This window comes from Cohaesibacter marisflavi (assembly GCF_900115225.1).
Classification (GTDB): domain Bacteria; phylum Pseudomonadota; class Alphaproteobacteria; order Rhizobiales; family Cohaesibacteraceae; genus Cohaesibacter; species Cohaesibacter marisflavi.
Genome location: NZ_FOVR01000016.1, coordinates 1 through 24,548 on the forward strand (window position 1 = coordinate 1; position 24,548 = coordinate 24,548).

Sequence of the window (24,548 nt, forward strand, 5' to 3'; positions counted from 1 at the left end):
TATCTCTGGGGTGGCATCCGGCAAGGCATTGGTAAGGCCTTCGCCTCAGATCCGACCATCGCCTCCATCGGCGTCGATAGCTGGGCCGTGGACTTCGTGCCCGTGGATGAGGATGGAGCGGCCTTGTTGCCCTTTGTAAGCTATCGAGATGCCCGCACCGAAGGCATCATGCCCGATTTCTATCGCAGAAGCAGGATCAGCGCCCATGAGCTGTTCGAGAAGACCGGCATCCAGTCGCTGGAACTCAACAGTCTCTATCAGCTTTATGCCCTCAAGGATCATCCGCTGGAAAGCTACAGCCGGCTCGACCGCTTCATGCTGCTGCCCGACTGGATCCATTTCCAGCTGAGCGGCATCTGGTCCAGCGAATATACCAATGCCACCACCACCCAGATGCTCAGCGTGCATGACAAAAGCTGGGATCCGGATCTCCTTCAGCAAGTCGCCATGCCCCCCAAAGTGATGCCGCGCATTCGCAATGCTGGCGATATCCTCGGACCGCTCAAACCGGACTGGTGCTCTGAATGGGGCCTTGGCGAGGGCGCAGACCAGGCCCCGAACGTCGTTCTGTGCGGCACCCATGACACGGCCTCCGCCGTTGCCGCCCTGCCCTCCCTGACGCCAGAGCCCTATTTTATATCCATGGGCACATGGGCGCTGGTGGGCCGCGAGGCGCAGGTGCCCGATCTCTCCGACTATGCCTTCCGCCATGGCCTCTCCAATGAGGGCGGCGTGTTTGACACCTATCGCCAGCTGCGCAATGTGTCCGGCCTTTGGCTGATCCAGCGGGTGCGCGAAGAACTGGCCCCTGACAGCGATTTTGCCGACTGGGTCGCCGACGCCGAACAAGCCGAACCGGGACGATCCCTCATCGATCCCATGGCCGATCGCTATTTCCGCGCAGCCTCCATGGTCCAGACCATACAGACAGCCTGCCGGGAGACGGGCCAACCCGTGCCGCAGAGCCGGGGCGAGCTGGCCCGCTGCATTTTCGAAAGCCTGGCGCTCAATTTCGCCGACGTACTCATGGACTTCTCCAAGGGGAAAACGATCTCAGAGCTGCATATCGTTGGCGGCGGTGCCCGCAATGGCCTGCTTTGCCAGCTGACCGCCGATTTCCTCGGCAGTCCGGTGATCGCCGGGCCGTTTGAGGCATCCGCTCTGGGCAACGCCGTGGTGCAGATGATCGGCCTTGGCTGGATTGCGGATCTTGATGAAGGGCGGCGGATCATTCGCAACAGCGAAGACCTGCCCCAATATCAGCCGCATACCTCCCGCAAGCAGACATGCATTCGCCAGCGTTATCACATGCTATTTCACAAAGAAAAGGAACTGGCCAAATGACCCGCCTAAATTATGATGCCGCCCGCGACGCTTTTGCGGAATGGGGCGTAGATGCCGATGCTGCCATCAAACAGCTGGCCGATATTCCCATCTCCATGCATTGCTGGCAGGGCGATGATGTTGTCGGCTTTGAGCAAAGCGAAGGCGGCAGCGCCGGTGGCATCCAGATCACCGGCAACTATCCCGGACGCGCCCGCACAGCAGCAGAGCTGCGCGCCGATCTCGAATTTGCCTATGGCAAGATCCCGGGCAAGCATCGCCTCAATCTGCATGCAAGCTATCTCGACACAGACGAGACGCCGGCCCGGGACGAACTGGACTATCACCATTTTGCCAGTTGGGTCGATTGGGCAAAGGACAACGGCCTCGGGCTCGACTTCAACCCGACCTTCTTTGGCCACCCCAAGGTGGATGAGAATCTGACCCTTTCGCATCCGGACAAGGACATCCGCAACTTCTGGATTCGCCATGGTCAATGCTGCCGTGCCATTGCTGCCAAATTCGGCGAAGAGCTGGGCAGCCCTTGCGTCAACAATATCTGGGTGCCCGATGGCTACAAAGATACACCGATTGACCGGCTGGCCGCCCGCGAACGTCTGGAAAGCGCCATCGACGAGATGATCGCACAGCCCTATGATGCCGCCCATATGCTCGATGCCGTGGAAGCCAAACTGTTCGGCATCGGGGTGGAAGCCTGCACCGTGGGCAGCCATGAATTCTACATGGGCTATGCCATCCGCAAGGGCACACTCCTGTGCCTTGATATGGGCCATTTCCACCCGACCGAGAATGTGGCAGACAAGCTGTCCTCCGTCTCCCAGTCGGTCAAGGAAATCCTGCTGCATGTCAGCCGCCCGATGCGCTGGGATAGCGACCATGTGATCCTGCTCAACGACGATATTCTGGCCATGGCGCAGGAACTGGTCTTCGGCAACCTGCTGCCACGCACCCATATCGGGCTGGATTTCTTCGATGCGACCATCGCCCGCACATCCTCATGGGTGATCGGCACACGCAACATGCAGAAAGCTCTGCTGCGTGCCCTGCTCATGCCACAGGCCGAGCTGAAGTCGATCGAGGAAAAACTCGACTTCACCCAACGCTTCCTGATGACCGAAGAACTCAAGGATCTGCCTTATGGCGTGATCTGGGATGAATTCTGCGCGCGCAACAATGTTCCAACTGGCAAGGCGCTCATCGCCGACCTCAACAGCTATCAGGCCAGTGTGGCCCCCCGCGGATAAGGATTAAAAGCATGACAGTATTTTCGCACCCGATCCCCTTTGTGCAACAGGTCGCCTCTCTGGCGCGCCTTTGCTGGGAAATGGGATGGAATGAAGCCAACGGTGGCAATATTTCATGGCGTCTGCCAACCGATGAAGTGGAAAGCGTGCTCGCACGCCGCTACCCGAACGTGACACCCGCTGCCCCCGTCACACTGCCCCAGCCGCAGCCGACCCTCGATGGGGACTATTTCATCGTCACAGGCACGGGGCAATATTTCCGCCACGCCACGGAGTTTCCCGATCAGGTCTTCGGCATCGTCCGCATCGTTGAGGGCGGCTCTGCCTATCAGACCGTCTGGGGCTTTAGCAATGGCGGACGCCCAACCTCGGAATTTGCCACCCATCTGGCTGGCCATGCGGTCCGCAAGCGCGTCTCTGAAGGCCGCGAGCGGATCATCATGCATTGCCATGCCCCCGAATTCATTGCCCTCAGCTACATCCTGCCCCTTGATAGCAAGGAGTTGACGATGGCGCTCTGGACCAAGATGCCCGAATGCATCGTGATCTTCCCCGATGGCGTGCGCATCGTTCCCCCCATGCTGCCCGGCACCACACAGATCGCAGATGCCTCCATCAAGGAAATGGAAAAGGGGCGCATCATTTCCTGGTCGCACCACGGCATTTTCGCCTCCGAAGCCACACCGGATTCCGTCTTCGGGCTGATCGAAACCATCGAGAAAGCCGCAGGCATCCACCGCAAGGTGCTGTCCGCCGGTGGCGAAAAACAAACAATCTCGAAAGAACTGCTCGGCCAACTCACCGACTATTTCGAAAAACTGCTCGTCCAGAAACCCGACTTCCTGGACGATTAAAAGGCAACGAAAGAGGCCCTCTCGGGAGGAAAACCAAGGGCCTCTTTCATGCATTGAAAAACATAAATACCCTGAATGAAACCACGTCATCCCCACGTCCAGAGCGAATAAACCATTGCATCAGGGCCCAGCGTTAAAAGACTTGAGCGCCTTCTGAACGCAAACGAGTGCCTCTTCCAGACTCTTGCGGTTGGATGGCGAGCCTATGCAAAGGCGAATGCCTTCAGGGACTTTTACAAAATCTCGGCTGGCGACAAACTGCCTGAGGGGCGAAGCAACCACATTCCTCTCTTTCAACGCAGCCAGAAATTCGCCCGTGCGAATGCCCGAGGGCAAATTGAGCATCACATGCATGCTGCAAGGGTCCGTTATCAGGTCAAATCCACCCAACACACGTCGGACGATTTTTTGCCGCTTGGCAATCTCGCGCCGCTTCAGACTGACAACCGCTTCATAATGGCCTGTTGCGACCAGATCGGTCGCAACGGAAACCATCAAGGGTGTGCTCATCCAGACAGTTGCCCTCTGCGCTTTGTCGATCTGCCTTGAAAAGGCTGTTGGTGCCACCAGATAACAGATGCGCAATCCCGGAGCCCAGCTCTTTGACAATGTCCGGCTATAAAAGACATGATCAGGCGCGAGGTCGCTGAGAGACACTGGCGGCTGCTCCAGCAGGAACCCATAGGCATCATCTTCCAGAGCCAGAATATTGCGTCTTTTCAGGACGTCCGCAATCGCATGGCGCCGTTTGACGGACATCGTAACCGACGTCGGGTTCTGAACATTCGGCATGGTGAACAGCATCCGCACGCTTTCGTCGTCACAAACCGCATCAAGCGATGCGGGGCAAATGCCATCTTCGTCACTCTCGACAGTGACCACATCGAGGTGAAGCATTTCGCACGCAAGCCGAACGACCGGATAGGTATAGTCTTCCACGGCGACCGCCTGCCCCGCGTGACAGGCACTCATCAGCGCCAGCATCAGCGCATGCTGTCCCCCGGAACAGATGGTCAACTGCGCAAGATCAAACGGAGCTCCCTCCCGATCATCATTAAGCCAATCAGCGATCCGGCAGCGATCATATTCCGCTCCAACGCTGTTTCGATAATCAAGACTATCACAGCCCTTGTCGGCCAGCACTCTGGCAACAGAGTCAGCGAATAGCGCGTCCTGCTCGGGTAGGATGAAGCGGTTAAGACTAAAATCCACGATAGATTGATCCGGATCGGCCAAGGCGAAATCTACCGCCCGCCCTTCGCCCTTCATGCGCACGAATGTGCCACGCCCGACTTCCCCCACGGTCAGCCCCATCGCTTCCAATTTGGCAAACACACGTGTTGCCGTACCCTGAGACAAGCCAAAGCGGTAGGCAAGCTCTCGATGGGTGGGCAACCTATCGCCCGGCACCAGTTTGCCTGTCTGTATATCCTGAGCCAATTCAGCAACAACTTTTCGAAACTTGGTTCGCATGGCACCCGTCCGGAAGCATTCTCAGCTAATCACTTGATACAATTTCACATTGTATCACAATTATAATTTAGCCTGGAAGTCCCAGACGAACTGCACTGGTAAGTTATACTAATAATTGTCTTATATACATTCTGTCCGTTGCTCGACCATCTCATGACAATTTACAAATTGTAGCAAATCAGACTGATCCATGTCTGCCATTTCTGCATGAGGCAACCACCATGAAACTCCTTCCGACCCAAAGACATCTTTTCGATATTCCGCAAGACATTGCCTATTTCAATTGCGCCTACAACGCGCCGCTTCTGCGCGAAGCTGGCGCCGCGCTCACTGAGGGCGCCTTATCAAAATGCCATCCCTGGAACCGCACGCCGTCTGACTTTTTCGAGCCGGCAGAGGAATTCCGGCGACTGGCCGCGCAAGCCTTTGGTGGAGATGCTGATTGTTACGCCGTAATCCCTTCCGCTAGCTATGGCACATCAGCCGTTGGGCGGATTTTTGAAACCATTCTGTCCAAAGGCGACGAAATTCTAGGTCTCGACGAAGCATTTCCTTCCAACTATCTGCCATGGTTGCGCGCAAGCGAGACAACCGGGGCAAAACTGATCATTGCCCCAACGCCACAAGATCTGGACTGGACCCGCACGGTTCTTGACAGGATCACCACCAAGACAAAGCTGGTCGCTGTGCCCAATTGCCACTGGACCAATGGTGCCATTCTGGATCTGGAAGCCATCGCCGATGCCACCCGGTCAGTTGGCGCCTCCCTCGTTCTCGAGGTTACCCAGTCTTTAGGTGCCGTGCCGTTGGATCTTGACAGGGTCCGACCGGATTTCATGATCGCCGCGGGCTACAAATGGTTGCTCTTTCCCTATGGCCTCAGCCTGTTTTACGCCGCTCCCCAATGGCACCACGCACGCCCTTTGGAGGAAACATGGCTGGGACGTGATGGGGCCGAGGCATTCGAGAATCTGGTCAACTACACCGATCAGTACCAACCGGGCGCCCGTCGCTTTGACATGGGACAGAAATCCATTCCGACCCTACTGCCGGCGGGCCTTATCGGCCTGCGCCAATTGGGAGATTGGGGCATAGAGACGATCGCCACCTCTCTTCGCAGTATCAATGAGCGCATTGCCCAATTGCTGGAACCGGTCGGGTTTCAGCCCGTGCCGGAAGCCTTCCGTAGCCCGCATATTCTGGGCGCCTCCTCAGAAAAAGCCCTCTCGCCCAGCATCACCGCAGATTTGGCCGCCAGAAAGATCTATATCAGTCGTCGGGGCAATGCCTTGCGCTTCGCTCCGCATCTGCATGTCACAGAAAGCGATCTTGAGCAACTTGCCGACGCAATCAAAACGCTGTGCCCTTAAGCGACCAGCCAGAAGGCACGCACCGAACATCAAGACCAGTGGCACTTGATGCGCTGAAAACTCAGGAAAGGCGCTCTAAATCTGTGCGCCTCTCGCACACGTGAACGAACTTCCGTTGACATTAGACTTTAGATGGAGAGAATGGCACTTATCGGTTTCCTTATGGAATGAAAAGGGAATCCGGTGCGTGACCGGTTTTCATCGGCCATAAATCCGGAGCTGTCCCCGCAACTGTAAGCGACGAGTATTCCCCATGATACCACTGGATCAGGAAGGATCCGGGAAGGTGGGAGAGTATGACGACCCGCGAGCCAGGAGACCTGCCGATCACTGTTTCAACCAACCCGGGCGGGGCGTCCTGGTAGAGGGTAGCATGGCAGATCTGTTGCTTCCGCTTGCTGAGAAGGCGAGCCACATTGACCGTTCCATTCCCACCTCCTTGAGCCCTGTCGCAAAAGGAGCACGGGATTATGCTTGATGCCACAAACTCTCCCCCAAAGACCCCAGGCCGAAAGTGGTACCACCAATTGAAAACCGATCATTCAGACCGTTTCGTTGGTCCATTTCCAGAGCTGCGCGTGAGCACCCACCTGTAACCCATTTTTAGAAAGCGGGCCGACTTGCAGGTATTTGCCATTGCAGGGAGCAGACATTTTGTCCCTTTGCTCCCTTAAATGCGCTGTCCTTGTCAGTTCTTTGCCTCATCCAACAGGAAGTAATTTATGCCCTGGGATATGATTTTCACCTTCATCGTGCTCGGCGTCGCGGTGGTTCTTTTCCTTGCCGACAAGCTACGACTGGATCTTGTCGCCATCATCGTCATGCTGTCTCTTGGCCTGAGCGGCGTTCTTACCCCTTCGGAAATGCTTTCCGGCTTCGGCTCCACCGTGGTCATTCTGATCGCCGGCTTGTTCATTGTCGGCGAGGCGTTGGCCCAAACCGGCATCTCCTATGCCGTGGGCGACAAGATCGTTCAGATTGCCGGCGACAAGGAATGGAAACTGATCACACTGCTCATGCTGGCTGTTGCTGCGCTGGCGTCGGTCATGAGCGTTACCGGCTCGGGCGCTATCTTCATTCCGATTGCCATTCGTCTGGCCAACCGGGCAGCCATCTCGCCTTCCCGCCTGCTTTTGCCACTGGCCTATGGCGCCCTCATCGGCGGTATGCTAACGCTGATCGGCACGCCTCCCAACCTTGTGGCCAATGCGGAGTTGCAAAAGGCTGGTATGGAGCCGTTCAACTTCTTCATCTTCACCCCCATCGGCCTCATCATGCTGGCAATGGCCATCATACATATGCTCATCTACGGCCGGTTTCTGCTTCCCAGAAAAGCCAGTGGCGAACATGTGACCAACAAGGGTCGACGGACACTGCAAAGCCTGCTGAGGACTTACGATATCGAGGACAAGATTGTTCGCCTCACCGTCAATGCCGAGTCAAAGCTGGTGGGAGAAACCGTGGTCAGTGCCAGACTGCGCAGCGCCGTTGGCATCACACTATTTGCACTGGAGCGCAGAGGCGAAAAAGGCGACAAGCCTGAAGTGATCTCGGTGGATACGGAAACGACCTTTGAGGCAGACGATGTCCTGTTCGGCGTTGTCGATGCGCCACTATCCGAGGAAGAGGCCGCCTTTCTGGGAGTAAAAATAACGCCCCTGGGGGAACATGACTATCACCTTTCAGCGCGCGAACTCGGCATGGCCGATTTGGTCATTCCGCAGGAATCCAACCTTGTCGGTCAAACCATTCTGGAAGCTGGCTTTCGCTTGAAACACGGCTTGAGTGTTGTTGGAGCCATGCGCCGAGGCAAACCCCTACATGACAGTTTCGGCAAAACGGAGCTGGAATTTGGCGACCAGTTACTCGTCGTGGGTGACTGGGGGCGGATCAGGGAAATGCGGACCTATCGGGAAAACTTTCTGCTCCTGTCTTTTCCCGAGGAAATGGAAAGCTACCTGCCACGGCGAAAATTCGCGCCGATGGCGCTTGGTATTCTGGCCATCATGCTTGCGCTCATCATTTTCCGTATCGTGCCGAGCGTGACAGCTGTGGTTCTGGCAGCAACCGCCATGGTCTGCTCCGGCTGCCTTTCGCCAAAGCGTGCCTATGAGTCCATCAATTGGCCCAGTCTGGTGCTCATTGCGGGCATGATCCCCATGGCGGCCGCCTTGGACAAGACGGGCGGATTGGCGCTGATTGTGGATAGCATCGTGGCGCTCACGGGTGATCGTTCCCCCTATATTATGCTGATCGCCCTCTTCCTGCTCACTTCAATCTTCAGTCAGTTCACCTCCAACACAGCCACCGCCGTGCTGATTGCACCAGTCGCCTTTCAGGTTGCCGGTATCATGGGCGTACGGCCAGAACCGATGCTGATGAGTGTGGCCATTGCCGCTTCAACAGCCTTTTGTACTCCGGTCGCCTCCCCCATCAACACACTTGTGATGGGGCCCGGAAATTATCGCTTTATGGATTATGTCCGCATTGGCGTGCCTTTGCAGATCCTGTCCATCATTCTGTCGGCGTTTATTATTCCTGTTTTCCTGCCATTCTGATGGCATCAAACAAAAAAAGAGGCCGGTTTCAAACAAACCGGCCTTTTAAAATGTACCTTTAGCCTCAAGAACAGGCTGGACATATCGCAGCCAAAAACGACCCTCATGCCTCAAGCTTCTGCTCGGTGATATGATAGGCACATCGGCGGGCATCACTCAGGATATGCTCGACGCGCTCGATAGCCACGCCCGGCCCGAGCAAGGCGCGAAACACCTCCAGCTCGGAACGGCAAAAGCCCCGACACAAACGCGCAGCTGCACAAATGGGGCAGTGATTTTCATATAGCAGCAAGCTGCCGTCCGCCCTCTCCTCCATCGTCGACATATAGCCTTCGGCCGTACGCAATTCAGCCAGCCGCTCAACCCGCTCGGCCAGCGAAGAACACCGATCCAGCTCCGCGCGATAGCGCTCTTGAGCCCGAGCCCCGCGCAAGGAGACAATCTTGTCCAGCGCTTCTGGCCCCAGCGTTGTCTGTATTGAATCCAGCAGATCAACCGCCAAATCGGAATGCGAATCCGGGAAATGATCATGCCCTTTTTGCGTTAGGGACCAATAGACCGACGGGCGCCCGCGACCCTCGACGCGGCGTTCTTCGGCAACAAGCCCCTCTTCAGACAATCTGATCAGATGTTGCCGAGCCCCTTCTCCCGTGGTCTTCAGGCGTTTCCCCATCTGGGCAGACGTCATGGCACCGTTCATCTTAAGGGTCATCAACACCCTTTCACCGGCTAATCCTGAGGAGTTTTTTCTTTTTTCCAAGTTTTTACTTGACATATTCGGCCATTTGTTTTTCAAAGTAGTTACTTGTTTTAATATCAGAACGCGCTCGAAAACGCAAGCTCGGGCCGACCAAAGGAGAAAACCAATGGCATTTGAACTTCCAGCTCTTCCTTATTCCCATTCCGCACTCGCAGCAGCTGGCATGAGCCAGGAAACCCTCGAGCTGCATCATGACAAACATCATCAGGCTTATGTAACGGCCCTCAACGGCTTCGTTGACGCCAATGCAGATCTTCAGGGCAAATCTCTGGAAGAAATTATTGCTCTGACCTATGGCAATGACGCCCGCCAGGGCATCTTCAACCAGGCTGGTCAGCACTGGAACCACATCCACTTCTGGAACGCCCTGTCCCCGAATGGTGGCGGCATTCCGGGCAAACTGGAAGCCAAACTGATCGAAGCATTCGGCTCCGTTGACCAGTTCAAGGCAGACTTCAAGACCGCAGCAACCACCCAGTTCGGGTCCGGTTGGGCATGGCTGGTTCAGAAGGCAGACGGCACGCTCGCAGTCACCAAGACCCCGAACGGCGTCAACCCGCTGGCTACCGGCGAAGGCAAAGCCCTTCTCAGCCTCGACGTTTGGGAGCACAGCTACTATGTGGACTTCCGCAACCGTCGCCCTGACTATGTAACCAACTTCCTCGACAAACTCGCAAACTACGAATTTGCCGAAGCAAACCTTGGCTAAGGTGATGATTTGCCTTCACGTCTCGCAGCTCGGGGCGTGAGGGCAATGGAAACAGCAACTGACCCGCTTTTCCAGATTCAAGATGAGCCACGCCAGCTGCAAGGCGGCGTGGTCTCTTTTTCCTTGCCTGATGCCCCAATTTCCTCCTCCTTCCAAATTAAATGAACCGAGACAGGGTGCAGACAAACAATGACTTTTCTCTCCCGCGAAAACACCGCCCACCATGCACCGCTGCCCGACACCGAGCAGAGGGACGGCATATCCAGCACTGAGTTCCGTGGCGCCATGGCGGCACTGGCCGCGTCCGTCTGTGTTGTCACCGCTGGCAAGGAGCAAGCCCGACAAGGGCGCACAGTGACGGCAGCCTTTTCTCTGTCGATCGATCCTCCCACGATCCTCGTGTCCATTGATTCAAACGCGTCTCTTGCCCACATCATGAGTGCAGAAAAGGAATTCTCCTTTGCGCAACTTTCTGAAAAGCAGCAGGCAACAGCGGATGCCTTTGCGGGTAAGGAAGTGCCAGAAAAGCGCTTTGATCATGGCAACTGGTCGCAATGGTCCAGCGGCATGCCCTGCCTGTTCGATGCAGTTGCCGCATTCGATTGTGAGGTCACCGCAGAAGTCGAACTCTCGGGCCATCGCCTCTTTGCCGGACGCATCCGTAGCATGATTCTGGACAATAGCCTGCCCCCGCTCATCTGGCATAAACGGCACTATACATCCGTCTTTCTTGGCTGATCGCGGCATTTCGCGCGAACGCCATCCCCCCATTGTCCATTGTTGATGATGATGGGATCTCACTCTTTTTGCACCTTAAAACCTGAAACGGACTGGCCCGAATGACCGGCCTTTCCCAGAGAAGGCTGACCATGCCAACAGTTCCAATCCGATATCGGACCCCCGACGTCTCGTCTCCAGCCGCTGCTTTCAAACGCGGTATCCTCTCAGTACTGGGCGCGTTTTCCCTCCTTCATATGCTGGTGATCCCTGCACAGGCGCAGGGCAGACCTCCCATGCCCGTTGGTATCGTGGTGGTGCAACCCGATCAGGTTGCTATCTCCTCCGAACTGCCCGGCCGTGTCAGCGCAACCCGCATTGCAGAAGTGCGCGCCCGTGCGGGCGGCATCGTCGAAGAGCGTATTTTCGAACAGGGCAGCCTTGTGGAAGCGGGAGACCTGCTTTTCCGGCTCGATGCCGCGCCTTATGAAATCGCGGTGGAAGCCGCCAAGGCTTCGGTTGCCCGGGCGGAAGCCGTTCTGGCAGACACCCGCCAGACCGAAAAGCGACTTGTCCAGCTAAAGGAACGCAATGTCGCCAGCACGGCTGATCTGGAAACCGCCCAGACAAACCGTCTGCAAGCCGAAGCCAGCCTGGCCGAGGCGCAGGCCCAGCTGCGCGCCGCTGAAGTCAATCTCAGCTATACGGAAATTCGCGCCCCAATCGCCGGGCGTACAGGACGTACGCAGGTAACAGAAGGGGCTCTGGTCGCGGCCCAAGGCGCGGTCCTGACAACCATTCAGCAGCTCGACGTAGTCTACGCGGATATGCAGCAGCCCGTTTCCGAGCTGCTCCGCTTGCGCAGAGCCCTTGCTGATGGGGCCCTCAATGAGGTTGCTCCGGCAACGGCCGAGGTAGATCTCTATCTCGACGACGGGTCTCTTTATCCCCATTCCGGCCAGCTGCTGTTTGCCGAGTCAACCGTTCAGCGTTCAAGTGGTCAGGTAACCTTGCGTGCACAATTCCCCAATCCCGAAGGCACCTTGCTGCCGGGCATGTATGTCCGCGTTTCTGTCGAACAGGCAACGCAGGACGACGCACTCCTTCTGCCCCAACAGGCAGTGCGCCGCACCGCTTCCGGAGACGCGCAGGTGCTGGTGGTCAATGACAGCGGGATTGTTGAAACACGCCCGGTCAAGCCGGGACGTACCACGGGCAATTCCATCCTCATCGACAGTGGTCTGCAAGGCGGCGAAATGGTGATCGTGGACGGATTCCAGAAGATCGGCCCGGGTGCGCCTGTCGCTCCGGTCTGCTGGACTGATCCGGCAAAGCAGGACGCCACCCCGCCCGAAGCCTGTACACAGCGCGTTGATGCGTTGCCCAACAACGGATGAAGTGAGACCCGACATGGCCAGATTTTTTATTGATAACCCGGTTCTCGCCTGGGTGATCGCCATCTTCATCACCATCGCCGGATTGCTGTCGCTTCCCTCCTTGCCGATTTCGCAATATCCGGATGTGGCCCCGCCACAGGTGACCATTTCCACGCGCTTTGCAGGGGCATCCTCGGAAGATCTGTATCTGCAGGTCACCCAGCCGATTGAGCAGGAGCTGAACGGCGTCCCCGGGATGATCTACTTTGAATCGACCTCTGAATCCACCGGCGCAGTCACCATCACGGTAACCTTCGCGTCGGGAACAAGCGTGGCGCAAGCCGTGGTGGACACACAGAACCGCCTGAGACGGGTCGAGTCTTCCCTCCCTCCTCGGGTGCAGCAAGAAGGCTTGCTCGTTGAGGAAGCCGGCTCTAGCTATCTGATGTTCATTTCCATGGTGGGTGCGGAAGGATCCGGATATGACGCCGTTTCGATTGCGGATTATGCAACTCGCAATGTGCTCAACGAAATCCGCCGGGTGCCCGGCGTAGGCAAGGCACGGCTTTTCTCTGCAGAGCGCGCCATGCGGATCTGGATCGATCCGGCCAAGCTCGTGGGTCTCGATCTGTCGGTAACGGACATCACGGCCGCTATCTCGGAGCAAAATGCTCAGGTCGCCGCAGGTTCCGTCGGCGTTGATCCGGCCCCGGACGGACAACAGACACAGGCAACCATTCTGGTAACAGGCCAGTTACGCACACCGGAGGAATTCGGGCAGATTGTTCTGCGTGCCCATGATGACGGAGCACTCGTGCGCCTCTCCGACGTTGCCCGGGTTGAAGTCGACGCGGAATTCTACTCCTTCAAATCATTCCTCAACGGCAAGGACGCCGCCCAAATCGGCATTCAGCTTTCTCCCACGGGCAACGCTCTTGAGACGGCGCAACAGGTGCGCACATTGCTTGCGGAGCTGGAACCAAGTTTCCCGGAAGGCATCAGCTATGAAGTGCCATATGACACGACGCCCTTTGTTTCCGCCTCCATCGAGAAGGTGGTGCATACGTTGCTTGAGGCTATCGTGCTGGTCTTCATCGTCATGCTGGTCTTCTTGCAAAGCTTTCGCTACACGCTGATCCCCATGTTGGTCGTCCCCATCGCATTGGCCGGAACGCTGGCGGTAATGCTCGGAGCGGGCTATTCGATCAACGTGCTGACCATGTTCGCCATGATTCTTGCCATCGGCATTCTCGTGGATGACGCCATTGTGGTGGTGGAGAATGTGGAACGCATCATGTCAGAGGAAGGGCTCCCCCCCAAGGAAGCTGCGAAAAAGGCCATGGGCCAGATTTCCGGTGCGATCATTGGCATCACGCTGGCTCTTATGGCTGTCTTTGTGCCGTTGGCCTTCTTTCCCGGCTCGGTCGGCATCATCTATCAGCAATTCTCGTTGACCATGGTGGTATCGATCTTCTTTTCCGCGTTCCTCGCCTTGTCCCTGACACCGGCGCTCTGTGCAACCTTCCTCAAGCCGATTGCCAAGGGCCACAGCCATGCCAGAAAAGGCCCTGCGGGCTGGTTCAACCGGACCTTTGACCGCGCATCTAAGGGATATTCACGGCTGGTGGGCGGTTTAATCCGACGTGCAGGCCGAATGATGGTCATCTATGCGGCTCTTGTTGCGGGGCTTGGCTGGTTCTATGTCCAGATCCCATCCGCCTTCCTGCCTCAGGAAGATCAGGGCTATCTGATTGCAAGCATGCAATCACCGCCTGAAGCCACCTCCTTCCGTATGCGGCAGATCACCAAGGCCGCAGAGGGTTTTGCCCTGTCTCATGAAGCGGTCGACAATATCGTGACCGTTCAGGGCTTTTCCTTCTCGGGACAGGGGCCAAATTCGGCCATCAGCTTCATTACCCTCAAGGACTGGGCCGAGCGGGAAAGGCCCGATCTCAGTGCTGGAGCGCTTGCTGGGCAGTTTTCCGGTATGCTCTTCTCGCTCAGAGACAGCTTCGCCTTTGCCATTTCGCCACCGCCAATCCCCGGGCTCGGCACCGGCTCCGGTTTTGCCTTCCGCCTTCAGGATCGAACCAACCAGGGCAACGCCGCGCTTCAGGAAGCTGCCGGGCAGATCATGGCAGCTGGAGCAAAAAGCCCGATCCTTGGTCAGATGTATATTGAAGGTCTCTCCCCCGGACCGCAGCTACACCTCAAGGTGGATCGCGAAAAGGCCAACGCTTTCGGTGTCACCTTTGGCGAGATCAACCGCACCATTTCGGTTGCCCTTGGCTCTGGCTATGTCAACGACTTCCCTAACGAGGGAAGAATGCAAAGCGTCATCGTACAGGCCGAGCCATCCACCCGAGCCAGCATTGATGAAGTCATGAAACTCAATGTGCGCAATGTGCAGGGTGGTATGGTCCCACTCTCCTCTTTCGCATCAATGGATTGGGGGTTTGGACCGTCTCAGATCGTTGGCTATAACGGATACCCGACCATCCGCATCAATGGCGAAGCCGCTCCGGGTTATTCCTCCGGTGAGGCTCTGGAAGAGATGCAACGGCTGGCTTCTGAATTGCCGTCCGGCTTTGGCTATCAGTGGACCGGCCAGTCGCTGCAGGAAATTGAAAGCGGCAATCAGGCACCAATCCTGATCGGCTTGTCGATCCTCTTCGTTTTCCTCTGCCTTGCAGGCCTTTACGGAAGCTGGTCGATCCCCTTCTCGGTCATGCTGATCGTGCCTATGGGCGCCATTGGCGCCGTGGCTGCGGTCACTCTGACAGGGCTTTCCAACGACGTCTTCTTCACCGTGGGGCTGATCACCATCGTCGGCTTGTCGGCAAAGAACGCGATTCTGATTGTCGAAGTGGCAAAGGATCTCATCAGCGAAGGGAAAGGACTGCTGGAGGCAACCGTCGAAGCCTGTCGCCTCCGCTTCCGTCCGATCCTGATGACGTCTCTGGCCTTCACCATGGGTGTTGTTCCCATGGCCACGGCAACCGGCCCCTCGGCCGCCAGCCAGAATGCCATCGGCATCAATGTGGTGGGAGGCATGATCTCGGCAACGATCCTTGGCGTGCTGTTCGCTCCGGTCTTTTTTGTCTTCGTGATGAAGCTGACCGGAACCTACAAGCGTCTTGGCCCGAAAACGGAGACACCATCCGAAGCAGCCACTCAACCGGCTGAATAACAGCATTGATGGCCTATTGGAACCAATAGGCCATCATACTCTGCCTCACAAAGATCTGAATTTTATCGACTAAACAGCCCCATGCGTCCTTAGCTGCTCGATATCGCTTTTGGGAGGCAGGCCGAACAGGCGGGCATATTCGCGACTGAACTGGGAGGGGCTTTCATAGCCCACCTCAAATGAGGCGCTCGCGGCATCAAGGCGACTATTGAGCATCAGCTGTCGCGCTTCATTCAGCCGCAGCCATTTTTGATATTGCAGCGGGCTCATCGTGGTCAGATCACGAAAGTGCTGGTGAAAGGCCGAGCCGCTCATTTGCGCACGGGCTGCGAGGTCATCTACCCGCATGGACGCAGCGTAATTCAGCTTCATCCAGTTAAGAACTGTCATGATACGATGATTTGGGCTGCCAGAAGCGGCAAAGGACCAGAGGCGCATGCCCTGATCGCTCATCAGAAGTCTGTAATGGAGTTCCTGCTTGATCAAAGGTGCCAGAACCGGAATTGCATCTGGCTCATCAAGCAATGCTACCAGCCGCTCAACAGGATCAAAGATCCTGGGCGTCAACTCTCCGACAGCAACACTGCTGCGATCCTTGAGCCGTTGCGAGGGCGCAATCATATTCTGCGCAACCATTTCTGCCAGCAAACGCAAATCAAGCGTCAGGATCAACCCGAGGCAAGGAGCCTCCGGACTTGCTTCGATAATCTGGGTACGGCCCGGAATCTCGAGCGACGTGATCAGAAAGCGCGAAGGGTCATAACGATAGGGCACCCCACCAACCAGCATCTGCTTGGCTCCCTGCACGACAACCAGAAGAGCAGGTTCCACCAGACAGAGATCAGGCTCCGTTGGAAGAGGACGCCGAAAAAAACCAAGCCCGGGAATGGGGGTGTCAACATTCTCCGCCTCTGCCGTCCAAAGATCGATGATCTGTGCGAGAGGCTGCATGCTTGCGCTTGGTACATGATGGTTTGGCATCAATCCATCCTTCGGCTCAAAACCCAAGCCGCCCGAGAGCGGCTTGGGAGGGTGCATTACAAATTGTCGTTAAAGAATCCCGTGATCTTGTCGAAAGGAATCTTGTCCATCTGATCGTAGAGATCGGTATGGGTGGCTCCTTCAACAATCACCAGTTCCTTTGGCTCGGCAGCCGCTTCATAGGCGCTTTCACTGAAATAGCGCGAATGGGCCTTCTCACCGTGGATCAAAAGCATGGGCCGCGGGGAAATCTCGTCAATATAGCTCAACAGCGGCATATTCATGAAGGACAGCGGATTGGTCACCGTCCACGCAGCATTCGAGTTGATTGCACGAGGATGGAAGCCACGGTCCTTGGATTTGTAGTAAGCGGCATATTGCACGACGAATTCTGGCTCACCACCCTGAAGCTCAAGGGAAACGGGACCATAGGCCGGGCTGCCTTTCTCGGCATCTTCCCAGCGCTGACGCCCCAACTGCTCAAGAGCTTCAGTACGCTCTTGGGCCGTGGTGCTATCGAAGTAGCCTTTAGACATGACACGGGACATGTCATACATCGTGCTTGCGACCACAGCCTTGATGCGCTTATCCACGGCTGCGGCGTTCAAAGCCATGCCACCGAACCCGCAAATACCAATAATGCCGATACGATCGCGATTCACATTATCCAGTAGACCAAGACAATCCACCGCAGCGCTGAAATCTTCGCTATTGATATCTGGAGAGGCAACATTGCGCGGCTCGCCAGTGCTCTCGCCCGTATAGGACGGGTCAAAAGCCAGAGTAACAAATCCGCGTTCGGCCATGGTCTGGGCATAAAGGCCAGATGACTGTTCTTTCACAGCACCGAACGGGCCGCTAACGGCAAGAGCAGCAAACGGAGCCTTGCCATTCTTGGGCGTGTAGAGATCCCCGGCTAGCGTGATTCCATAGCGGTTGGTGAAGGTAACCTTGCGATGATCGACCTTGTCACTTTTGGGGAAGGTCTTATCCCAATCCTGAGTGAGTTCCATAACCTGTCCTTTCAACATTCATTCATCGACGCATTGTCGGATTATTGTTGTATATCGCCATCATGTGCTCGATCGGTAGATCAATATTGCAGAATACTTGCCTATTTCTCCAGAGTTTGGTTTTTTTGAACTCCAGTCGCCATCCCGTCGGCGCATGATTCCCGATAATCAATAGACGTCTGCTCTTTCAACTGGCATAGGGAATATTGATCCACCATATTTTTGCAGATGATAATTCGCAGGCTCTAACAACGACCGGGAACCTGAACACCCCAGGAAGCGCAAAAAGCCGCGGTTTCTGGAAGCTTATTAAAAACGATTAGCGTCTTATACCGGAAATGGGCATCAGCTATGTGCTAATACTCATTGCAGTTTGCATAAATATTATGCATGCTTTGCACAAGCTGTAGGCAATTATCACTTTTGGGTATTGACCCTCTTTGAGATTGTAGCCAGCTGTTCCCCTCTGGAAGGTGATTGCTCTGCGCACTAGCGCAGAAAAAACTTTATAGCTGAACTTCGGTTCAGCTATTTTTTTGCCCGAATGCATCTGGCCAGACCAGACATATCCCGCACGAAAATAGGCAATAAAACCCTTTTCAAATCATATCTTTATTATTTTCTCAGGTCCTCAATCGCGTTTGAGGTCTCGCGAAAAATATACCCGACCCATGATGCCTTCATCGATATTCTCAAACCTACTGGAGGCACAATGCGTCTGATTCTTTCCCTTCTAGCGATTCTCTTTTTCAGCCATTCAGGCACTGCAGCACCGACCGACCATATGACCGGCTTCCGACAAATCTCACTGGCAGGCAGCGATGTCATGATGTGGTACCCGACCGATCAAACAGCCCCTATCACCAAGGTTGCCGAGAACAAGGTCTTCTTCGGCGTTGATGTCATCAAACAGGCTCCCATCGCTGACGCGCCACATCCGCTGGTGATCCTGTCTCATGGTTATAGCGGCCTCTGGCGCAATCAGGCCTGGTTGGCTGGCCATCTGGCAAGGGCGGGATATGTCGTTGCGTCCTTTAATCACTCCGGCACCAGTTTTCCTGATATGAACCCGTCTTGGGCCAAGGATCTTACAGAGCGTCCCCATCAGGTTTCACGCATTCTCTCAGCCCTGCTGCAAGATCCCTTTTTCGGCTCGACAATCGATCAATCCCGCATCTCTGTCATAGGCCACTCGCTGGGAGGCTCAACCGCACTCCTTCTTGCGGGAGGAACATTTAGCCCGTCGCGTCTTCTCGATGCCTGCGGAGATGATACCAGCAAAATGGTCTGCACCGTTTATCGCAAGGGCGGGCTGACGCAGAGCATGGCCCCAGTCTCAGCCAGAGATGAGCGCGTCTCTTCTGTTGTATTGCTGGATATGGAGGGCATTCACGCTTTCACACCCGATAGCCTTGCCTCCATCGAGATTCCGCTACTGGCCCTCGCCTCCGGCGTGGAAGATCCGGCACTGCCTATCGATTGGGAGAGCCGACAGCAGGCCGCCTTGCTGCCAACTTCGGTCAGTCGCTATGCAGAGGTCATCGGAGCAACCCATTTCTCCTTCATGAGCCGCTGCAAACCCGGTGCCAGCGCCCTATTGGAACAGGATGCCTATGTCTGTGAAGGAGAAACCGCACCAAGAGAGCAACTGCACCAACAGATTGCCCAAACCATCCTCACCTTTCTGAGGTCCGGTAAGCACTTGGTGTCTGCCCTGCAAGCGCCTTGAAAACGCGGTTGAAATTGGACTTGGTCTGGAAGCCGGCCTCCAGCATGATCTCCGTCACTGACATGTCGGTTTCCCTCAAGAGACGCATGGCTTCCTCAACACGATAGCGATTGACCAGATCCGTTATCGTAACACCGTAAATATCATTCACGGCCCGGGAGATGGTCCGGGCTGGCACATGAGCCCGTCGCGCCAAACGCGCCAGCGTCAGGTCGTAATCCTTATAGAGCCCTTGATTGAACAGCGCCTCAACAATAGCCAGCGTTTCAACCACTTGCACATCATCTTGCTCTTTATACGAAGCGACTTCCGCAACGGGTGCGTCCTCAGCGGTGTTGGGATCAAGATCTGGCGGCATCTCCATGCCCGTCCGCCCCAGAAGCGCAACCATGATGACCAAAAGCACCACACTTACCGTCACAGCAACGACAGGCGCGGCGAAAACGGTATATCCCGAGCTTAAAAGCGCAGAGACAATCAGATCCGAAACAGCGCTCATGGCCAATACAAATGCCAGCCCCTTGCGCATGCGCGATATGGTCATCTCGCTGCCAAACCTGGCATTGGGCGAGATCCCGCTTTCCGGCTGGCTTGCATAAACAAGCCATGCATAAACAAGAAAGATCAGGCTGAGCAAAGGATCGATGGCAAAAGGCAGCAAGAACACAGCCAGAATGACTGCGACGGGCCCCACAGCATGCTTCCACCAGACAACAGGCCGATTATCAAGATCAGCGATGGCGAAATAGGCAAAGATCGGCACCAGCGATGCAGAGATCGGCTGCAAGGTTCGAAGCCAGTCGCTTTCCCAGCTCCATCGCAAGCCGACAATCGCAGTTTGAAACGCAGCAGCGGCAAGAAAAATCAGAAAAGTTTGGCTGGATGTTTGCCGCCTCAACAGAATAATCAGCAGAGCCAAAAGCAACGCTGTAGCGAGAAAAGGAACGGGTATTGCAGGCATGGCGGATCTCTCACGAGTGCGTTTTGAAAAGAGGCGCAGCCATTTCACATAACCATCATCGAGGCAAGATGCAATGACAAGAGCGCAGAGACGCCATATGGAAAAGCCCGCCGGATGACACCAGCGGGCTTTTCATTTAGAGCAGAAAGAAATGCCGACTATTCATCCGCATGGAACAAATGTGCCTGATCGGCATCAAACGTCAGATCAAGCCGCTCACCTGCTGTCAGGATCAAATCCTCATCAAAGGATGCAATCACCTTGCCGCCGCTTAGCAGAGACACATCAACAACGGTTTCCGTACCGAGGCGTTCGGTGAGAGTAACCGCGCCATGCAACATGCCTTCACCAGCCTTTGCCAACTTCAGATATTGTGGCCGAATGCCCATCGTGGCCTTGCCGCCCTTGGTGAAGGTGCGCCCGCGCGTTTTAACGGTGGTCGGTTCAAGAGCGCCATTGCTGACGACGGCACTGCCTTCACCGAGCTCCTGAACATCGACCTCCAGAAAGTTCATGGACGGAGCCCCCAGAAATCCAGCAACGAACTTGTTCGCGGGCTCGTGATATAGCTCCATGGGTTTGCCAACCTGCATCACCTTGCCATCCTTGAGCACGACAATCTTGTCGGCAAGGGTCATGGCTTCCACCTGATCATGAGTCACATAGATCATGGTCGCGGCGAGTTGTTCATGCAGACGACCGATTTCCATGCGCATATCCATGCGCAAGGCGGCGTCAAGGTTGGAGAGCGGTTCATCGAACAGGAAGACCGAAGGCTTGCGCGTGATGGCCCGCCCGATGGCAACCCGCTGACGCTGTCCGCCGGACAGCTGGCTTGGCTTGCGATCCAGAAGATCTTCCATTTGCAGAATACGCGCCGCCTCCTGCACCTTGCTCTCCTTCTCCTCCTTGGACGCCTTGGCGATGGTAAGGCCGAAGGCCATATTTTCCCGCACCGTCATGTGGGGGAAAATGGCATAGCTCTGGAAAACCATCGCGATGCCGCGCTCCTTGGGCTGCACGTCATTGACCACAGAGCCACCGATTTCCAGCGTACCGGAGGTGATGTCCTCAAGCCCGGCAATCATGCGCAACAGAGTTGACTTACCGCAGCCAGAAGGGCCGACAAAGACGACAAATTCCCCATCCTCGATGGTAATATCGACGCCTTTGATCACTTCAACCCGCCCAAAGCTCTTGCGAATATCCTTGAGAATGACGTCAGCCATGGTTCCCCCCTTGCTGGCTCTCTCCGGCCACATGCAGATAGCCCTGTTCATCAACACTCACCGGCTCAGGATCTCTTACCTTGCCGATGAAAGTCTCTCGTCCATTGTCATCAAAACCAAGGATGACCAGCCCTTCATCTGTTTTGAGAATCCGCGCAGCATAACGGCGGCATGGTAGCCCGCCATCCAGAAAGCCCGGCGCCACGGTCCACGGCCCACGCGGATTGTCGGCGATGAGATAATGGTTGCCGGTAACGGGTGGCGTGCCCGCCGTGGCCTTTTGCTCTTCAGACCAATGCTCTGCCGATGTGCAAAAGAGGCAATACCAACGCTCCCCGACATTGAAGACTTGCGGCACTTCCAACTGGCCGAACCCGCCAACGAAAACAGGGGGCTGAAGTGTCCAGTTATAAAGATCTGGCGAGGTCGCAAAACCAATGGCTCCCGCCGCATTGGCCTCGGCAATATCCGGTGCCCGGGCGGTGAAATACATCAACCAGCCATGGCCATCAGGATCTTTCATGACCCACGGATCGCGCATGGCCCGATCATGCCAATGACCAACCATATGCTCGGTTTCATACGCGCTGGCGACAGGGCCAACGAGATCTAGACAGGGCTGGTCACCAACCCGCGTCCAGTTATGCATATCTTTTGATGTGGCATGCCCGATCCGTTGATAAAGCGCATTCTCAGCCTTGCAGGTGCCGGTATAAAAGAGATGCCATGTGCCGTCCGGCCCTTGCAACACAGAGCCGGTCCATGTCGTCTTGTCATCAAAGGCAGGGCCTTCAGACGGAGCAAAGCAGGTGCCCAGATGGGTCCAATTGACCAGATCGGAACTGATCGCATGCCCTTGGGATACATTCAGGTGTCTGAGATCGGAATCCCCCAGTGCCTTGTCAGCCTTGAGGAAATATCCATGCCAGCAGGTGCCGTCATGGGCGTACCAACTGTCCCAGATCCATTGCTTTTCAAGTTCTATTACCATTGTTCTTTTAACCTTTGACCCCGGTGGACGCGATGGAGGCGATAAACGCCCGCTGCATGATCAGATAGAAGAGCAGAACGGGGATGGAGATGAGCGTCAGATAGGCCATCAGTTCACCCCACGCGACATCCAGTTGGAAGAAATAGCCAAGCCCCACCATGATCGGTCTGTGCGCTTCATCCTGAACAACGATCAGCGGCCAGAGATATTGCTCGTTATACATCTTGAGTGCCTTAAGAATGGCTGCTGTCGCCAGCACTGGCCCGGACAGGGGCATCACGACCCGCCGGTAGACTGCCAGCCAACTGGCTCCTTCCGCTCGTGCCGCTTCGATCAGCTCGCGCGGCAGATCCTTGAAATATTGCACGAACAGGAAGACCGTCAGCGCATCGACAATCCAAGGAATGATCTGTACCCGATAGGTGTTGAGCCACCCCCACTCCATGCCTTCAAGCCCCAGCCATGGCAGGCGCGAGACCAGCAGCAGAAGAGGCACGGCAATGGTCTCGAACGGAATGATGAGCGTTGCCAGAATGATCGACAACAACACATTGCGTCCCGTCCATTCCAGATAGACAAAGGAAAAGGCCGCAACAGAGCAGATAATGATCGACAGGATGACGGTCGTTACGGTGATCAGTACCGAGTTGAGCATGAAGCGCCCGATCGGCGCCCGATCAAACGCCGCGAAATAGTTATCAAGACTCACGTCTCCCACCGGCAGAAATGCTCTGAGAGAGCTGGTATCAGCCAGCAACTGCGCATCCGGTTTGAGGGATGACACCATCATGAAGATAAGCGGGAAGAGGAAGATCGCCGCCACCAGCCCCAGCACCAGATAGCGGGACACCAGCAGCAAACCTTCATTCTTTGGAGATACCTGTGCCATTAGCGTTTCTCCCTCGTCAGATAGCGCTGCACCAGCGAAATCAGCAGAACGATGAAAAAGAGGATGACCGAAATGGTCGACCCGCCGGAAATATCCTGCTTGCCATAGCCGCGCTCAACCGCCTGAAATACCAGCGTCTGGGTTGAATCCAGCGGTCCGCCATTGGTCATGACATCAATCTGGGCAAACAGCGCGAAGGCCTGCATGGTGATCACGATCAACACCAGAACCGCCGTGTTGCGCAGTCCCGGCCATGTCACATAGCGGAAGGTCTGCCAGCTTGAGGAACCCTCGATAGCGGCCACTTCATAAAGCGTTGCCGGAATGGTTTGCAGCCCCGATAGCCAGATCACCATATGAAAGCCCATGGCCTGCCAGGCCGACATGACGATAATGGACCCCAGCGCCGTATCCGTATTGCCCAGCCAGTCTACCGGCTCGAATGCCCCAAAGGTGAGCGCCGCCAGAACATTGTTGAGCAGCCCGTCATCCCCGTCATAGATGAAGCGCCAGAGCAGCGAAATCACGACAATGGAAATGACCACCGGCGTGAAATAGATGGCCCTGAAAGCGTTGATCCCCCGTAATTTCTGGTTGATCAGCAAAGCAAGCCCCAGCGCTCCGCCCCCTTGCAACGGAACGATGATCAGCACAAACAGCATGGTGTTGGTGAGCGCCTTCATGAAGACCACATCCTTGGCCACCACAACGCGGGCATTCTCGCCACTTTGCCAGCGGAACCACTCCCGCATGCCCTTATATTGCGGGAAGTCTGGATTGCGCGTGATCGTGCGCACGCGGGGATAGGAAATTGCCCCATCGGCATCCCGCACGACTTGTCCGGCCTCATCGCGCTCAGGCTCCAGCGTCAGGATCGAGACACCAAGCAGATTCTCGTAATTCGACAATCCGACAAATTCGGTCGGATTCGGCGAGATCAGCCGCTGGTTGGTCAGGGAAAACCAGAAGGCGAAAAAGAAGGGCAAAATAATGAAGAGAAACAGCAAGATAAAGCCAGGCAAGGCAAAAGCCCATCCTGCCCCATTCGAGCGTGTAAGCTTCGAAGCCATCATAATCTCCGGCTCAGCTGGGTAAGAGCAGGCATCCGCCGGAAGACATCTTCCGACAGGGCCACCCGGATAGGGGCTCATTCCCATAAG

19 protein-coding genes and 1 riboswitch are annotated in these 24,548 nt (G+C 55.9%); of the genes, 10 read left to right on the forward strand and 9 right to left on the reverse strand.

Annotation, left to right across the window (positions count from 1 at the left end; translation table 11 throughout):
• From BM258_RS20940 to rhaD, 3 genes are all read left to right on the forward strand, one after another.
• Window positions 1–1,344: rhamnulokinase (locus BM258_RS20940; RefSeq protein ID WP_090075196.1), on the forward strand; the 1,344-nt coding region annotated here is incomplete at its 5' end.
• Window positions 1,341–2,588, forward strand: coding sequence for an L-rhamnose isomerase (locus BM258_RS20945; RefSeq protein ID WP_090075197.1), 1,248 nt, complete (start codon window positions 1,341–1,343; stop codon window positions 2,586–2,588). The genes BM258_RS20940 and BM258_RS20945, both read left to right, overlap by 4 nt.
• An 11-nt stretch (window positions 2,589–2,599) precedes the next feature.
• On the forward strand, window positions 2,600–3,442 hold the full coding sequence (gene rhaD / locus BM258_RS20950; protein ID WP_090075198.1) for a rhamnulose-1-phosphate aldolase: 843 nt from the start codon (window positions 2,600–2,602) through the stop codon (window positions 3,440–3,442).
• Window positions 3,443–3,562: 120 nt separating this feature from the next.
• On the opposite strand, the gene BM258_RS20955 is transcribed toward rhaD, so the two are convergent.
• A complete protein-coding gene (locus tag BM258_RS20955; protein ID WP_090075199.1) occupies window positions 3,563–4,915 on the reverse strand; it encodes an aminotransferase-like domain-containing protein in 1,353 nt (450 codons plus the stop codon).
• A gap of 221 nt (window positions 4,916–5,136) precedes the next feature.
• Between BM258_RS20955 and BM258_RS20960 the strand changes: the two genes are divergently transcribed.
• Together BM258_RS20960 and BM258_RS20965 are read left to right on the forward strand one after the other, a co-directional pair.
• Window positions 5,137–6,285, forward strand: coding sequence for an aminotransferase class V-fold PLP-dependent enzyme (locus tag BM258_RS20960; RefSeq protein ID WP_090075200.1), 1,149 nt, complete (start codon window positions 5,137–5,139; stop codon window positions 6,283–6,285).
• 135 nt (window positions 6,286–6,420) lie between these two features.
• Window positions 6,421–6,627: riboswitch (cobalamin riboswitch) on the forward strand.
• Window positions 6,628–7,007: 380 nt separating this feature from the next.
• On the forward strand, window positions 7,008–8,843 hold the full coding sequence (locus BM258_RS20965) for an SLC13 family permease (protein ID WP_210186833.1): 1,836 nt from the start codon (window positions 7,008–7,010) through the stop codon (window positions 8,841–8,843).
• A gap of 103 nt (window positions 8,844–8,946) precedes the next feature.
• Here the strand turns inward: BM258_RS20965 and BM258_RS20970 are convergent, their stop codons facing one another.
• On the reverse strand, window positions 8,947–9,555 hold the full coding sequence (locus BM258_RS20970) for a helix-turn-helix transcriptional regulator (protein WP_175528193.1): 609 nt from the start codon (window positions 9,553–9,555) through the stop codon (window positions 8,947–8,949).
• Between the two features lie 154 nt (window positions 9,556–9,709).
• Here BM258_RS20970 and BM258_RS20975 point away from each other — a divergent pair, with 154 nt between their 5' ends.
• The 4 genes from BM258_RS20975 (at window position 9,710) to BM258_RS20990 (ending at window position 15,595) form a co-directional block, all read left to right on the forward strand.
• Window positions 9,710–10,312, forward strand: coding sequence for a superoxide dismutase (locus BM258_RS20975; protein ID WP_090075201.1), 603 nt, complete (start codon window positions 9,710–9,712; stop codon window positions 10,310–10,312).
• A 189-nt stretch (window positions 10,313–10,501) separates the two neighbouring features.
• Complete coding sequence (locus tag BM258_RS20980; protein WP_090075202.1) at window positions 10,502–11,050, forward strand: flavin reductase family protein; 549 nt, start codon at window positions 10,502–10,504, stop codon at window positions 11,048–11,050.
• A 131-nt stretch (window positions 11,051–11,181) separates the two neighbouring features.
• Window positions 11,182–12,426 carry an efflux RND transporter periplasmic adaptor subunit gene (locus tag BM258_RS20985; RefSeq protein ID WP_090075272.1) on the forward strand — a complete coding sequence of 415 codons (1,245 nt, stop codon included), beginning with the start codon at window positions 11,182–11,184 and terminating at the stop codon, window positions 12,424–12,426.
• A 13-nt stretch (window positions 12,427–12,439) separates the two neighbouring features.
• A complete protein-coding gene (locus BM258_RS20990) occupies window positions 12,440–15,595 on the forward strand; it encodes an efflux RND transporter permease subunit (RefSeq protein ID WP_090075203.1) in 3,156 nt (1,051 codons plus the stop codon).
• A gap of 69 nt (window positions 15,596–15,664) precedes the next feature.
• Here the strand turns inward: BM258_RS20990 and BM258_RS20995 are convergent, their stop codons facing one another.
• Both BM258_RS20995 and BM258_RS21000 read right to left on the reverse strand, forming a co-directional pair.
• The gene (locus BM258_RS20995; protein ID WP_090075273.1) at window positions 15,665–16,576 is read right to left on the reverse strand and encodes an AraC family transcriptional regulator; all 912 of its coding nucleotides are present in this window, start codon (window positions 16,574–16,576) and stop codon (window positions 15,665–15,667) included.
• A gap of 56 nt (window positions 16,577–16,632) precedes the next feature.
• Window positions 16,633–17,589: an alpha/beta hydrolase gene (locus tag BM258_RS21000; RefSeq protein ID WP_090075204.1), complete on the reverse strand. Its 957-nt coding sequence runs from the start codon at window positions 17,587–17,589 to the stop codon at window positions 16,633–16,635.
• Between the two features lie 712 nt (window positions 17,590–18,301).
• Between BM258_RS21000 and BM258_RS21005 the strand changes: the two genes are divergently transcribed.
• Window positions 18,302–19,318 (forward strand): alpha/beta hydrolase family protein, encoded by a 1,017-nt coding sequence (locus BM258_RS21005; protein ID WP_090075205.1) that lies wholly within the window; start codon window positions 18,302–18,304, stop codon window positions 19,316–19,318.
• Here BM258_RS21005 and BM258_RS21010 read toward each other — a convergent pair.
• From BM258_RS21010 to BM258_RS21030, 5 genes are all read right to left on the reverse strand, one after another.
• Complete coding sequence (locus tag BM258_RS21010) at window positions 19,266–20,279, reverse strand: helix-turn-helix domain-containing protein (RefSeq protein ID WP_090075206.1); 1,014 nt, start codon at window positions 20,277–20,279, stop codon at window positions 19,266–19,268. The two genes, BM258_RS21005 and BM258_RS21010, sit on opposite strands and share 53 nt — an antisense overlap.
• A 158-nt stretch (window positions 20,280–20,437) precedes the next feature.
• Window positions 20,438–21,508 carry an ABC transporter ATP-binding protein gene (locus tag BM258_RS21015; RefSeq protein ID WP_090075207.1) on the reverse strand — a complete coding sequence of 357 codons (1,071 nt, stop codon included), beginning with the start codon at window positions 21,506–21,508 and terminating at the stop codon, window positions 20,438–20,440.
• Entirely contained in the window at window positions 21,501–22,499 is a 999-nt protein-coding gene (locus BM258_RS21020) for a glycoside hydrolase family protein (protein ID WP_090075208.1), read from the reverse strand. The genes BM258_RS21015 and BM258_RS21020 overlap by 8 nt, the downstream gene beginning before the upstream one ends.
• A gap of 7 nt (window positions 22,500–22,506) precedes the next feature.
• The gene (locus BM258_RS21025) at window positions 22,507–23,388 is read right to left on the reverse strand and encodes a carbohydrate ABC transporter permease (RefSeq protein WP_090075209.1); all 882 of its coding nucleotides are present in this window, start codon (window positions 23,386–23,388) and stop codon (window positions 22,507–22,509) included.
• Entirely contained in the window at window positions 23,388–24,458 is a 1,071-nt protein-coding gene (locus tag BM258_RS21030; protein WP_090075274.1) for a carbohydrate ABC transporter permease, read from the reverse strand. Before BM258_RS21030 ends, BM258_RS21025 begins: the two co-directional genes overlap by 1 nt.
• Window positions 24,459–24,548: the final 90 nt, after the last annotated feature.